The organism is Moraxella sp. E33BD (assembly GCF_041807865.1).
In the GTDB taxonomy this organism is placed as follows: Bacteria; Pseudomonadota; Gammaproteobacteria; order Pseudomonadales; family Moraxellaceae; genus Moraxella; species Moraxella haemolytica.
Genome location: NZ_JBGTZD010000005.1, coordinates 95262 through 109644, shown reverse-complemented (window position 1 = coordinate 109644; position 14383 = coordinate 95262). Strand labels below are relative to the sequence as shown.

General features: G+C 40.7%; 11 protein-coding genes and 2 pseudogenes. 2 read left to right on the top strand and 11 right to left on the bottom strand.

Annotated features, from left to right (window positions below; genetic code table 11):
* Window positions 1–164: 164 nt before the first annotated feature.
* The gene (locus ACERC6_RS04310; protein ID WP_284674546.1) at window positions 165–386 is read right to left on the bottom strand and encodes a YdcH family protein; all 222 of its coding nucleotides are present in this window, start codon (window positions 384–386) and stop codon (window positions 165–167) included.
* 229 nt (window positions 387–615) lie between these two features.
* Here ACERC6_RS04310 and ahpF point away from each other — a divergent pair, with 229 nt between their 5' ends.
* Entirely contained in the window at window positions 616–2172 is a 1557-nt protein-coding gene (ahpF, locus tag ACERC6_RS04305) for an alkyl hydroperoxide reductase subunit F (protein WP_373627902.1), read from the top strand.
* A 374-nt stretch (window positions 2173–2546) separates the two neighbouring features.
* Here the strand turns inward: ahpF and ACERC6_RS04300 are convergent, their stop codons facing one another.
* The 3 genes from ACERC6_RS04300 to ACERC6_RS04290 form a co-directional block, all read right to left on the bottom strand.
* A complete protein-coding gene (locus ACERC6_RS04300; protein ID WP_284673936.1) occupies window positions 2547–4013 on the bottom strand; it encodes an APC family permease in 1467 nt (488 codons plus the stop codon).
* A 107-nt stretch (window positions 4014–4120) separates the two neighbouring features.
* A complete protein-coding gene (gabT, locus tag ACERC6_RS04295) occupies window positions 4121–5377 on the bottom strand; it encodes a 4-aminobutyrate--2-oxoglutarate transaminase (protein ID WP_373627901.1) in 1257 nt (418 codons plus the stop codon).
* Between the two features lie 62 nt (window positions 5378–5439).
* The gene (locus ACERC6_RS04290) at window positions 5440–6903 is read right to left on the bottom strand and encodes an NAD-dependent succinate-semialdehyde dehydrogenase (protein ID WP_373627899.1); all 1464 of its coding nucleotides are present in this window, start codon (window positions 6901–6903) and stop codon (window positions 5440–5442) included.
* Between the two features lie 157 nt (window positions 6904–7060).
* On the opposite strand from ACERC6_RS04290, the gene ACERC6_RS04285 reads away from it, so the two are divergent.
* Complete coding sequence (locus tag ACERC6_RS04285; RefSeq protein WP_373627898.1) at window positions 7061–7831, top strand: IclR family transcriptional regulator; 771 nt, start codon at window positions 7061–7063, stop codon at window positions 7829–7831.
* A gap of 37 nt (window positions 7832–7868) precedes the next feature.
* Here the strand turns inward: ACERC6_RS04285 and ACERC6_RS04280 are convergent.
* From ACERC6_RS04280 to gatC, 7 genes and pseudogenes are all read right to left on the bottom strand, one after another.
* Window positions 7869–7995 (bottom strand): annotated as a pseudogene (locus ACERC6_RS04280) (IS1595 family transposase); the annotation flags it as partial.
* A gap of 231 nt (window positions 7996–8226) precedes the next feature.
* Window positions 8227–8472 (bottom strand): annotated as a pseudogene (locus ACERC6_RS04275) (DUF1524 domain-containing protein); the annotation flags it as partial.
* Between the two features lie 27 nt (window positions 8473–8499).
* Window positions 8500–9897, bottom strand: coding sequence for a DUF262 domain-containing protein (locus ACERC6_RS04270; protein ID WP_373627897.1), 1398 nt, complete (start codon window positions 9895–9897; stop codon window positions 8500–8502).
* A gap of 74 nt (window positions 9898–9971) precedes the next feature.
* Window positions 9972–11435, bottom strand: a complete 1464-nt coding sequence (gene gatB, locus ACERC6_RS04265) for an Asp-tRNA(Asn)/Glu-tRNA(Gln) amidotransferase subunit GatB (RefSeq protein WP_373627936.1) — start codon at window positions 11433–11435, stop codon at window positions 9972–9974.
* A 147-nt stretch (window positions 11436–11582) separates the two neighbouring features.
* Window positions 11583–12083: a GNAT family N-acetyltransferase gene (locus ACERC6_RS04260; RefSeq protein WP_373627896.1), complete on the bottom strand. Its 501-nt coding sequence runs from the start codon at window positions 12081–12083 to the stop codon at window positions 11583–11585.
* 19 nt (window positions 12084–12102) lie between these two features.
* Window positions 12103–13578 carry an Asp-tRNA(Asn)/Glu-tRNA(Gln) amidotransferase subunit GatA gene (gatA, locus tag ACERC6_RS04255; protein ID WP_373627895.1) on the bottom strand — a complete coding sequence of 492 codons (1476 nt, stop codon included), beginning with the start codon at window positions 13576–13578 and terminating at the stop codon, window positions 12103–12105.
* 383 nt (window positions 13579–13961) lie between these two features.
* On the bottom strand, window positions 13962–14264 hold the full coding sequence (gene gatC, locus ACERC6_RS04250; protein WP_373627894.1) for an Asp-tRNA(Asn)/Glu-tRNA(Gln) amidotransferase subunit GatC: 303 nt from the start codon (window positions 14262–14264) through the stop codon (window positions 13962–13964).
* Window positions 14265–14383 lie beyond the last annotated feature (119 nt).

Genomic DNA, 14383 nt, shown 5'->3' with positions numbered 1-14383 from the left:
AAAATCAACCAAATTGGTATCTAAACTAGAATAAACAATAAAAATCGTCTCGTTTGGGGCGATTTTTATTGCTTTTATGATTTAGGTGTAACAAAGACTTAAAATAAAAAGCCCAAGTCTTACAACTTGGGCTTGTAGCATAAGCAGTGATGGTTAATGACCAATCATGCTTTGGTTTGTAGGTATTTATATAGCTCGTCTTTGAGTCCAAGTTTTTTACGCTTGAGACCTTCAATCTCTTCAGCACGGCTAGCAGCTGCCACAGGGTCATTTTCTAGATTGGTGATTTCTTCGTCTAAATTATTGTGTTCATCAAAGAGCTTGATAAAATGCAGGTCATTTTCAGTTTTTAATTTGGTAATAAGTTCTCGGTATTCTGGGAACATGACATTCTCCTTGGGTTTCATTGGTTTTTTACACCCTATTTTTTGGGGTGTAAAAGTATCTTATCAAAATTACCCTGCTTTAGCAAGGGTTAAAAAGTGCATAAAATGGGCGGTATAGATACTTGAAAAATAGGTGTTTAAAAATCCAAATTTACATTTTGGGCGGATAACCTTATAATGTGATGATACTGCTTTTTTATCAATATAAATTCAATTTTAGGTCAATACCATGTTAGATAAATCATTACTTGATGCTGTTACTACATATAGTGCCAATATGAGTCGCCCAATCCAGATGGTCATTGGTCAAGGTGAACACGCTAAGCGTGCTGAACTGATTCATTTTCTTGAGCAGATTGCTAATTGCTCGGATAAAATCGGTTTTGATAAATCGGTTGTGGATATTGATTTGTCGCCCATGAGCTTTAAAATCACCACAGAAAATAAAGATACAGGCATCGTATTTAGTGGCATACCAGGAGGTCATGAATTCACTTCATTGATTTTGGCAATTCTGCAGGCGGGTGGGCATACGCTAAAATTGGATGAGAGTATTCAGGATTTGGTCAAGCGTATTCAACAGCCACTAAAATTCCAGACCTTTGTTTCTTTGTCTTGCCATAATTGTCCTGATGTGGTACAAGCCCTAAATCAGTTTGCTCTGCTTAATCCTAGCATTGACAATGAAATGATTGATGGCGGTGTTTTCTCAGAGCTTGTGGCAGATAATAACATTCAGGGTGTGCCTGCAGTCTTTTTAAATGGTAAGCCGTTTTTAAATGGTAAGGTAGATACCGCACGCATCATTGATAAATTACAAGCTGAGTATCCAGACCTATTGGCGAAGGGTGTGACAGAACAGCTTGAAACTCAAGATGTTACTGTCATTGGTGGTGGACCTGCAGGTTCGGCTGCTGCCATCTATACCGCTCGTAAAGGTCTTAAAGTAGCGTTGGTTGCTGACCGTATTGGTGGGCAAGTCAAAGATACCCAAGACATTGAAAACCTAATTTCTATACCACTGACCAATGGCAATACTTTGGCGGCAAATCTTTCAACCCATATCAAAGAATATGACATCACTGTCAAAGAGCATGTGAGTGTATCTGCCATTGAAGAGGTTGAAGAGGGTTATCAAGTAACACTAAATACAGGCATGAGCTGGACTTCACGCACGCTAATCATTGCCACAGGAGCGAAATGGCGTAAACTTGGTGTGGCTGGCGAAGATGAAAATATTGGTAATGGTGTGGCGTATTGTCCGCATTGTGATGGTCCATTCTTTAAAGGCAAGCCGGTTGCGGTCATCGGTGGCGGTAACTCTGGTGTGGAAGCAGCACTGGACTTGGCGGGCATTGTTAAGCATGTTACGGTGTTAGAATTTGGCGACAAATTGCGTGCTGACCAAGTGCTGATTGACAAGGCTGAAGCTCGTGATAACATCACTATTATCAAAAATGCTGCCACACAGCAAATTACTGCTAATGGTGGCAAAGTGGACGGCTTGATTTACCAAGACCGAGTGTCTGGTGAAAATGTAACATTGCCTTTGAATGCGGTATTTGTACAAATTGGGCTGGTGCCAAGTTCTGAGATGGTGAAAGATTTGGTTAATATCACACCGCAAGGTGAGATTGAAATTGATGCCAAATGCCGTACCAATAAAGCAGGTATCTTTGCCTGTGGCGATGTTACCACTGTGCCGTATAAGCAAATTAATATTGCAATGGGTGAAGGTTCAAAAGCAGGTTTGTCTGCCTTTGAATATCTAATGATGAATTCTTGATTGATAATAAAATCAAAACACGCTCATAATGGGCGTGTTTTTCTGGGGGTTTTTATATACCAACCGAAACCCAATATACTACAATACCAACCTAGCAGTAAATCATAAAAGACCACCAATGACATACTCACCCAACTTAAGCTTCATTAAGTGGTTTTGAGGTCAGATTGAGGGATTCGGCAAGATTGGATATTGGATTGCCTTAACAAGTTGTTCTTTTATTTTATGTGGATTTGTGGTGGTTTTTTGGGTTCGGTTGATATAAAGTAATAGGGAAGTCTTTTTTATTTGTTGTAGTTAGATTGTATATTTAAGTATCAAAAACACCCCAAAGCCCTATAAAATTTTGGGGTGCGGTTTGGTTTGATTGGGCATTATTTTTCAAATGCCCGACTTGGTATTCCTTGCTCTTTTAACCATTGTTGATTTTTTGTTTTGACGGCATGAATTTCTTCATCCATAAAGGCTTGAGATTTTCCAGGGAATTTGTTTAAAGCATAAATGTACAACACGACGCCCAATACCATCCATCCTGCAAAAATTGCCCATTCCATAGGGGTGAGTGCGGAAGCACTACCAGGCAAATACAAAGATGCCATTGCGATTGCACAGATAACAGCAATCACACCGACCGTCTGACCCAAGGGAATGATGATAGGACGCACCATAGAAGTTGGCTCTTTGATACGCAGCACCAAAAATGCTAAAGCGACCAACATATAAGCTATGATAACCCCAAAGCCACTTGCATTCACCAGCCAAACAAGCATTTTACGTCCAAATAATGGGGCAAGTGTCGCTAGGCTACCAAGTAGCAAAATGGCAGTTGCGGGCGTGTTGTATTTTGGGTGTAATTTGCCTAAAAAAGCAGGTAGCATATACGATTTTGACATGGCATAAATCAAGCGACTGCCACCAATCAAAAACGCATTCCAACTAGACAAGATGCCCAAAATCCCTGCAATAACAAGCAATGTACCTGCCCATTTGCCATTCCATGCCAAAGTCATGGCATCGGCGGTTGCCAGTTTGGACTCAGTGGCTTGGGTCATATCCAGTACCGAACCAACGCTCCACGCCACACCCATGTACCAAACCACTGCAATAATGAGTGATATCATCAAATACAGGGCGATTTTTGGGCGAGTTAGGTCAATTTCTTCGGCAGCTTGGGGAATGACATCAAAGCCAACAAACAAAAATGGAATCATAATCATCACGCTCATAATACCCGACCATTTGTTTTCCGTAAAGGTCGGTACTCTGTCAAACCCTGCTTCTGGATTAAAAAGTAATGCCCCAATAAACAGCATAATACCTACTGATAAAATACCGAAGACAGTCAATTTTTGAAACCATGAGCTTACTTCAATACCACGAATGTTCAGCCAAGTGACTAAAATAGAGCCAATAATTCCAACCAGCACCCAAGTGGCATATACATCCCAGCCTGCGACATTATAAAGATAACCTTGATTATAGTTTGGAATCAGATATTCAACCACCGTTGGCAGGGCAACTGCTTCAAATGCTACCACTGCTAAATAGCCAAATAGCATACACCAAGAGCATAAAAAAGAAATGTGAATGCCCATCGCACGGTGTGTATAAGTATGTTCACCACCTGTAACAGGCATCGATGCAGCAAGCTCGGCGTAGGTCAAACCGATAAATAAAATTGCCAGACCACCCAAAAAAATTGCCAACATTGCTCCAATGAGCCCTGCTGACTGCACCCAGCCACCTGCCAAGACGACCCAGCCCCAACCAATCATTGCCCCAAATGCTAAGGCAATGACATCGCTGGTTTTTAAAGATTTTCTAAATTGTATTTGTGACATAGTATCTCCTTGCTGTTATGGTAAGTTGTATTTACCACAATGATTCCTTATATTTGAAGGTATGCAATGCATTGACCAATTCAATGCCGCACACCTCACAACCTTATTTACGGCAAAGATTTAGAGATAATTGCCAATGCCTCGTCCAATACTTCATCTTGTATAGTCAAAGGCACCATCACACGAATGCTGTTAAAATACATACCGCAGGTGGCAATCATTAGTCCGTTTTCAAAGCAGTTGTTTTTAAGTGTTGTCGCCGCCGACGCATCAGGATTGCCATCTTTATCCACAAGGTCAAAGGCGAGCATTGCCCCTTTGTGGCGGATATGGGCGATTTTAGGGTGGTTTAATCCTGCTAAGAAAGTAGCGATTTTTTCGCCAATTTGACAACTTTTTTCTAGCAAATTTTCTTCTTCAATAATTTCTAATACTTTTAATGCCGCCACACAACCTAAAGGACTACCTGCATAAGTACCACCCAATCCGCCTGCTTGCGGTGCGTCCATAATATCGGCACGACCAATGAGTGCTGAAATTGGATAGCCGCCTGCCAAACTCTTGGCACTGGTAATCAGGTCAGGCTCAACGCCAAGTTGCTCGGCAGCAAACAGCGTACCTGTCCGTCCAAAACCACATTGCACTTCATCAAAAATCAATACAATGCCATGCTCATCACAAATTTCACGCAGTTTTTTGGCGTAGCTTGGGGTCAATTGATGAAAGCCTCCTTCGCCTTGCACGGGTTCTACAATGATGGCTGCTACTTCAGATGGGTCAATATCCGCCTTAAAAATCATCTCCAAATCTTTTAAGGCAGCTTCTTCGCTAACACCTGTTGCTGGCGATGGGAATGATGCATGAAAGATGGAAGCGGGCATTGGACCAAAGCTTTTTTTATAGGGAATGACCTTGCCTGTCAAACCCATTGTCAAAAGTGTGCGGCCATGCCAACCACCAACAAAGGCAATGACGCCTGCACGCCCTGTTTTGGCACTAGCAATTTTAATAGCATTTTCAACAGTTTCAGCACCTGTGGTTAGCAAAAATGCTTTTTTGTCGCCACTGATGGGGGCTTTTTCGCACAATTTTTCGCACAAGGCAACGTAGCTTTCGTAGCTTACTATTTGCCCTGATGTATGGGAAAAATTGTCCAGTTGTGCCTTGACTGCCTCTACAATTTTGGGGTGGCTGTGTCCTGTATTGAGCACACCAATACCTGCTACAAAGTCAATGTAGCGTTTGCCGTCCACATCCCAAATTTCGCTGTTGTTGGCTTTTTGAGCAAAGACAGGAAATGAAACACCAAGCCCTTTGGGTAGGGTTTTGAGACGGCGTGCCAATAAGTCTTGATTAGTTGCCATAAAAATACTCCTTATGTATCTGGCTAAAAAATTATGAAAAAATCGTATTTAGAAATGATCAATTAACCAACATCTGCACACCAATATTTGATGGTAATGTAGTCTTCAATACCGTATTTTGAGCCTTCACGTCCAAAACCGGACTGCTTGACACCACCAAATGGGGCAACTTCCGTTGAAAGCAGCCCTGTATTTTGGGCAACCATGCCGTATTCTAGCCTTTCTAACACACGCCATGACCTTCCCAAATCATTAGTATAAAAATACGCTGCCAAGCCATAGATGGTGTCGTTCGCCTGTTGAAGTACTTCTTCTTCGGTGTCAAAAACAAACACAGGGGCGATTGGACCAAAAATTTCTTGGCTAAAAATATCCATATTGGATGTAATGTCGGTGATGATGGTTGGGTTAAAGGTGAGCTTGCTAATAGGATTTTTATCGCCCCCTGCGATGAGTGTCGCCCCTTTATCTAAGGCATCTTTTAATAAACCTTGTACTTTTTCCATTGCCTTGTCATTAATCAGTGGTCCGATGGTGATATTTTCGTCCAAGCCATTGCCGACTGTTAGGCTGTTAAGTTTATTTGCAAAGCGTTTTAAGAATTCGTCTTTAATGCCTGCCTGCACATAAACACGGTTGGTACAGACACACGTTTGCCCCGCATTTCTGTACTTAGATACCATTAAACCATCAATAGCTTTATCAAGATCGGCATCATCAAAAATGATAAAGGGGGCGTTGCCACCAAGCTCTAAGGATAGTTTTTTTATTGTGTTGGCACATTGCGACATTAAGAGTTTGCCAACAGCTGTTGAGCCTGTAAAAGAAAGTTTGTGTATGCGTGGGTCGGATGTTAAAACGCCACCTATAGTACTGGCATCGCCTGTCACCACTTGCAAAACACCATCAGGTAAGCCTGCCTGTCTTGCCAGTTCCATCAGGGCAAGTGCGGAAAAGGGTGTTTGGGTGTCAGGCTTAACAATCATCGTACAGCCAGCTGCAAGGGCGGGGGCGACTTTTCTAGCAATCATTGCTGATGGGAAATTCCATGGTGTGATGGCGGCACATACGCCAATGGGCTGTTTTAAAATGGTATAACGCAAGGCTGGGTTTGGAGCGGGAATGACATCGCCATAGACACGCTTGCCTTCTTCGGCATACCAGCGAATGTAACTGTTGGCGTAGTTAATTTCACCCTTTGCTTCAGCTAAGGGCTTGCCTTGCTCTAAGGTCAAAATGCGGGCAAGGTCATCAAGATTGACATCAATCAAATCTGCCCATTTATGCAAAATCTTGCCTCGTGCGGCGGCGGTGAGTTTTGCCCAGTTTTTTTGGGCATTTGTGGCGGCAGTTACCGAATGGGTGACTTCTTCGGCAGATAAATCAGGTACATTTCCCAAAAATTCGCCATTAAAGGGATTGTGAATGGCAATCACTGCCCCGCTCTTGGCAGACATCCAGCTATTATCAATGAAGCAGGCGGTTTTAAATAGGGCGGGATTGTTTAAATTCAAGGGGTTGGTCATGCGTTGTTCCTTTATGTGGTTCAGTATAATGAACTATTATTCAAAATTTGGGACTCAAACTTATTATAAAGATAAATTGGGTTGTTTGGCAAGGGATTTTTTGCAAAAAAAGCATTAAATTGTTACAATAACGGCAATATTCTTAAGGTAACCTCTCATGTCCCAGATACCAACCAGCGTCCCCGCTCTAGACAAGGCCTTTGCTATTTTGGATTATGTAACCGAATCGCCACGCCCTGTCAGTGCCGCTCAAATTGCTAAAGATTTAGGCTTACCTAAAAGCAGTATGCATAATCTTTTAAATACCTTGCTTCAAAAAGGCGTGCTTAGGCGAGATGAGAACAATTTGTTTTTTTTGGGGTCGTATTTACTATATTGGGCGGGCAAATTTGAACAGCAACAAGAAGTAATTGCCTTGTTTTATGAGCTGATTTTGTCTGAGCCTATGTTGGCATTAAATACCATTACACTATCTACGCTTGACCATGCCAAAGGCGAAGTGGTGTATTTGGCGTGCCATGAAAGTCCATTGCCACTTGGGTTTACCTTTCGGGCAGGCGTACGCGTGCCAGCGGTATTTTCGGCAACAGGTAAGGCGATGATGAGTACTTTGCCTTTTGAAGATGTGCGTGCGATGTATGCTAATGGCCTGCCTATACCCTTTACACCAAACAGTGTACAGAGCTTTGAAGTGCTGGCAGGCGAATTTGAACAAGTTAAACAAACACACACTTCACTGGACAATGGGCAACTTAGAATGGGTATGTATTGTTTGGGGACCTATATTAGAAATGTGCATGGCAAGGCGGTAGCAGGGCTTGCCGCCAGTTTTCCTTATCATGAGTATGAACAAAAAAAGGAAGAGGTGAGCGTGTCTTTAATTGCCCTTGCTAGTAAAATAGAGAATCGGCTTGGGTTTGTGGAGTAAGTAATTAAACTAAAGGGGGGGCTGACGTAGATTAAGTTCAAGCCCCACACCATTTTCTCAAAGTTCTCAGCTTTTGTGATGATGTACCGTAATTAAATCTAAACTCACATTCTTTGATAAAAAGATGAAAAGTTTTTCTTGTTAATACCATTGTATTTGCTAAGTGCTCAAATGCCTTTATGAATGCCACCAAAATAGCTTTCATCAAGCCTTATCTTGCCATCAAGGGGTTTTTAGCTTTTTGAGCTAAATGACATTCTATCGCAAGTTAAGATTTTTTGGCGGAATAAGGCTGTTATTTAAGTGTGACTGTCTAAGTACTCCTAACAAATAAAACAAACCCCAAGTTATTTTGGGGTTTGTTGTTTCGGGTAGTTGTTTTTTATAGCAAATATTTAATGCTTATGTTTATCAAAAAAAGCAATTAAGTCTTTTTTGATTTGCTTTTCTCGTTGGGTAATATCTTCTTTTAGCCAGTCATCTTTTGGATAATTTGCCAATTCTTGTATAACAGTAATTTTTGATTGGCTGTATTTTTCTTTCTTTTTACCAAAATAACCATTACCTGCTTGGATATTTAGTTTTGTTTCAAGAACAATTTTATTCCCAATATTATTCAAATAAGTATCCGCATCATTTTTGTTCCAACCATTATAATTGGTCTCTTGCTATTTGGTTGGAAAAATATGCTCAATATCAAAATTATCATCTATTAAGTCTTTTTGATTTTTATTTAAATAAGCGTGCAAAATCAATAAAGCTCTTGTTATTCTTGATGATGAATGCTCACTAATTCTTTGCAAAAACAAATCACTATGTAAGTCAAAATCATATTGGTATTGATGACTGGTTGATTTTTCAAATGCAACACAGGCTTTAAAAACATTATCTTTAATTGCATTGACAGTAGGCTTATCAATAAATTTTGCAAATAAAAATGACAATAAATTTTCCAACATCTGTTCAAAAAGACTTTCAAAATTTTCATCATTTTTATATTTCATAAAGAAAACACTCACCGCATATCTCCAATAGTCATTGGGATAATACCAAAGGCAATTTAACCATTTCTTTGAATTGAGTGAAAATTTGTAATTAACACCACTATCTTTATAGTTTTGAAAAATAAACTTCCAAAAATTTGCTAATTCAAGAATTTCTAAAATATTAACTTTATCAAGCTGTGCGGATTTATTTTCTGTATAAAATCTACGCAAGCCAATTTCTTTTCCAGCATTACCGTCCCTTGCTCTTAAAATGTGCATATAATAACGAAACACATCATCAATGCTGATATTGGCTTGTTTACAAATTTGCGTTAATTCTTTCCAAGTATCGGTAAAGTCTTTTTTGTCATTACTTTGACGATAAAGTTGTGCTTTAAAAATATCTGAGTCGGATAGTGGCAAACCCCTATCATTTAAAGTGGAGAAAATGGTTAAAGCTGTATCTTGCGAATCGCATTCAATCGGTAAAATAATACATTGGCTAATAATGGTAATGCACAGTTCTTTCCAAGCCATTGGACTTTTTTGTGCAAACTCATTACACTTTTTTTGAAAAAACAAATAATTTTTTGAATAATTGTCATTGTTATTTTGGTTGGCGATACCATTTTCTAAAATATCACGAAATATTAAGTTGTCTTGCTCGGTAATGACTTCTGAGACGATGTGAATTTTGCTTTTGTCATCTACTTTTTGGGAGATTTTATTGATATCCCAAAGGCAAGGAGCTAATTGGTTTTTAAGACCAATAACTTGTTCATCTTCTTGCATTTCTTCTAATTGCTTATAAAATGCTCTCAATAATAACATCAGCGATGTGGTTCGTTGCTGACCGTCAATTAGTTCAGATTGCTTTTTGTTTGGATAATAGACAATTGTTCCCAAAAAATAATTATCGTCATCACTTTCTTGATTATTAAAAAAATCAATAATATCATTCCAAAGCGTTTCACAATTTTCAATATCCCACTCATAAGGTCTTTGATAATCTGGAATAAAAAAATGTGTATTTGTAAACAATTCACTAATGGATTTTTTATTAACGGTGAGTTCTGCCATTGCATCGCTTCTAAATTTACTTAAAAACTTTAAAAAAAATTCAAACACCAATTTGGCATTTGAATTTTATCGCATTAAATCAACTTCTTCAACAATTCATTCACCTGTGCTGGATTGGCTTTACCACGACTGGCTTTCATCACTTGTCCGACCAGTCCATTAAAGGCTTTTTCTTTTCCGCCTTTATATTCATCAACCATTGCTTGATTATTTGCCAAAACTTCTTTAATAATCGCTTCAATCGCCCCTGTGTTGGTTTCTTGTTTTAGCCCTTGCTCATCAATAATGCCATCGGCACTTTTATCAGATTCCCAAAGATAATTAAACACTTCTTTGGCGATTTTACCACTGATGGTATTGTCCAAAATACGGGCGATAAGTCCTGCTAAGCGTTCGGCATTGATGGGTGAATTGATAATGCTTAGCTCGTTTTTATTTAATGAGCCTAATAAATCGCCCATGATCCAGTTGGCTGCAATTTTGGCATTATTCTTACCGACTTTTTCAATAACTTCTAGAAAATAATCAGATAATTCTCGGCTGCCGTTTAACACATTGGCATCATAAGCTGATAGACCTAACTCATTGGCAAAGCGTTCTTTTCGCACGCTTGGCAACTCTGGCATTGCTTTTTTAATTGCTTGTAATGTTTCATCGCTAATCAGCACAGGCAATAAATCAGGGCAGGGGAAGTAGCGATAATCGTTGGCTTCTTCTTTGGTTCGCATTGCTCGTGTTTCGTCTTTTTGAGGGTCATAAAGCCTTGTGGCTTGAATGATTTTTCCGCCATCTTCTAGCACATCAATTTGACGCTCAATTTCTGACTTAATCGCTCGTTCAATAAAGCGAAATGAGTTTAGGTTTTTTAATTCACAGCGAGTGCCAAAGGGTGTGTTCGGCTTATGCACCGAGACATTGATGTCAGCACGGAAACTGCCTTCTGCCATAATCGCATCTGATATGCCAAGCCATGTAACCAGTTCGTGAATGGTTTTGACATAGGCAACTGCTTCGTCTGCTGAGCGAATGTCAGGTTCGGAGACGATTTCAATAAGTGGTGTGCCAGCACGGTTTAAGTCCACGCCTGTCATCTGTGGTACGGCATCGTGTACGGATTTACCTGCATCTTCTTCAAGGTGGGCTCTTGTGATGCCAATGCGTTTGGTGTATTCATCTTTTGCCCCTGCGTTTACAAGGATATCAATATAGCCTTGCCCTACGATAGGGTGTGCCATTTGGCTGGTTTGGTAGCCTTTTGGTAAATCTGGATAAAAATAGTTTTTGCGGTCAAAAGCGTTCATCTGTCCGATTTCGGCGTTGACACCCAAGCCAAATTTTACCGCTTTTTCAACCACTTCTTTGTTAAGTACAGGTAAAACCCCTGGCATTGCCAGATCAATGATATTGGCTTGCGTGTTAGGTTCTTGCCCAAACTCAGTAGAAGCAGGAGAGAAAATTTTGGTAGCGGTGTTTAGTTGGCAGTGGATTTCAATGCCAATAACAACTTCATAGCCGTCAATTAAAAGGTTTTGGGTCATAATTTGAGTCTCTTTATTAGATTTCATTAAAAATTGCTAAAATGGGTTGCTATACTGGTTTATGCGTTGTGCATTTGATTGTTAATCAACCGATAAACCAAACTTGTTTTTATTTGTAAGCCATCAAAACAAAGTTTTGTAAAGTCATTAGGCTTTCATTCTCGCCATGGCATAAGCATTGACAAATTTGCCATTTTTAAATGCAAATGCCTGATGTTCTCCTTCAATGACAAAACCAAATTTTTGATACAGGGCGATGGCTTTTTCATTGTCGGTATACACGGTAAGCTCCATGCGTTTTAAATTGAGCCAATTATCCGCCAAATCAATCACGGTCTGCATAAGCTGACTGCCGATACCTTGATTTTGAAAGTCAGGGCAAACAGCGATGATTAGTTCGCCTTTGTGTGCTTGGCGTGGATTTGTGGCAACCGTCAAAGCGATATTGCCAACCATTTGATGTGCTTCATCGCTATCTACGACAGCAACGAATGAATGCACATTGTCAGGGATTTTATCCAGTAGTTGTTCCCAATCACGCATCAATCGATTGGGTAGGTGTAACAGTTGACTTGCAACCTGTGATGTGCGGTACAAGTCATAAAATCCTTGATAGTCATAATGCTCGGTGGCTCTGATGGTTATCATGGTTATCCTTAATTTGTATTTATTTGGCGATATCCGCTACTTGCTTATGAAAACTTGTCGCCCCTTGATAAGCGTGCGTGGTATTTAGTAGGGTGTTTTCTGCCCAATGTTTGCCAATCAGTTGTAAGCCGACAGGCAAACCGTTGACAAAGCCGACAGGGTGAGATAAAGATGGTAAACCTGCTAAGTTCACACCAATGGTGTAGGCATCGCCCATATAAATTTCGGCAGGCGAGAGATTTTCACCAAGTTTGTAGGCAACCGTTGGGGCGGTTGGCGTGGCGATGATATCGCATGACTCAAAGGCTTTTAAAAAGTCATTTAAAATCAAGCGTCTTACCTTTTGAGCCTTGACATAATACGCATCAAAATAGCCAGCTGATAAGGCATAAGTCCCCATGATGATACGGCGTTGTACTTCCACCCCAAATCCTTCTGAGCGACTGCGAGTGTACAAATCCTGCAAATCGGCAGGGTTCTCACAGCGGTAGCCATAGCGAACACCGTCAAAGCGAGATAGGTTAGAGGAAGCTTCGGCAGGGGCGAGCAAGTAATAAGTGGCTAGGGTGATTTGTGGATCAGTCAAATGCACATCCACCAAAGTTGCTCCTAAATCTTGGTATACCCGTAAGGCTTCTTCAATTTTGGTTTTGACATCAGCATTTAGTCCTATACCAAAATATTCTTGAGGTACGCCCACTTTTAGTCCGCTAAGCGGTTTGTCGCTTTGCACTTTGTCAAGCTCGCCCACCCAGTTGGGTGCTTGTAAATTGACACTCGTACTGTCTTTTGGGTCAAAGCCTGCCATCGCCTGTAAAAGATAGGCACAATCTACAGCTGACCGCCCAAACGCTCCTGCTTGATCTAGGCTTGATGCATATGCCACCATGCCAAAGCGAGATACTCGCCCATAAGTGGGCTTGATGCCTGTTACCCCACAGAAACTGGCGGGCTGGCGAATTGAGCCACCTGTGTCTGAGCCTGTAGCAACAGGCACAAAGCCACTTGCTACCGCAGAAGCACTGCCACCAGACGAACCGCCAGGCACTCGATCCAAGTCATAGGGATTGTGTACTGCTCCGAAGTAGGATTTTTCATTGTCCGAACCCATGGCAAATTCGTCCATGTTGAGCTTGCCAAGACTGATAAATCCTTGATTTGCAATATTTTCTACCAAAGTGGCACTATAAGGGGCGACAAAGTTTGACAGCATTTTTGAGCCACAAGTGGTCAAAACGCCTTGGGTGCATAAGTTGTCTTTGTGAGCCATCGGTACGCCCAATAGGGGGCGAGTGTCGCCATTTGCTCTTAACTCATCGGCAAGTTTGGCTTGTTCTAGGGCAGATTCAGCCGTTACGGTAATAAAACTATTGATTGCCTTATCGTGGGTGGCGATACGGTCTAAAAAGTGCTGGGTTAATTCAACCGAGCTAAATTGTTTGGTTTGTAAACCATCGGCAAGTTCACGGACGGACAGGGTGTGGAAGTTTGTCATGATTTTCTCTTAATTGGTATGTTTTAAAGTAAGTAATCTTGGGCTATTGCTTTGTTGATTTGGGGTTGTATGACCTTTTGACGCATGGTCTTTAAAAAAAGTTTTTGTGTGGGCGATGTTCTTTTTGATGCTTAAGCTTATAAAAATAAAGTTTTAATACTTTTGGCGTATTTTAAAAACTTCTATCATCTGCCCAAACACTGATCATGTTTGAGATATTGGGTGGGGTCTGTGTTTAAGACTCCAAGTTTTTATCCCTTATGGCTCAAATGTTACCAAATCAAGTTTTGCCCCTGTGATATGCTTCTTATTGCCATCTGTGTGATACAAGATGCACTGTTGGCGACAAGGTTTAGGTTGCTTCATGGGGCTTAGTCATTGTGCTATTCAATCACCTGCGGAACCAAATATAACCCATCTTGTACAGCGGGGGCGATCTTTTGATTGGCTTCACGATTGACCCCAAGACCGTTTGCGTCCACTATATCTGGGCGTAGCATTTGCACGCCATCATGAACATTGGTCAGGGGTTTAATATCATCAGTGTTCACTTGTGATAGTACATCCATCATGGATAAGATTTTGCCAATATCTTTAGCGTAACTGTCGCACTTGACATCGTCAATGGCAAGGCGAGAGAGTTTGGCGACATTTAAGATATCAGTACTGGTTAGGGTATTGCTCATGATTAATCCTATTTGCTGACTTATTTAGTAGAAAAATGCTTTGGTATCGGTTGTATAAAATGGTGCTTATTGTAACATATCTTGATAATTGACAACATCTTTAACACTTATTTTGCTCA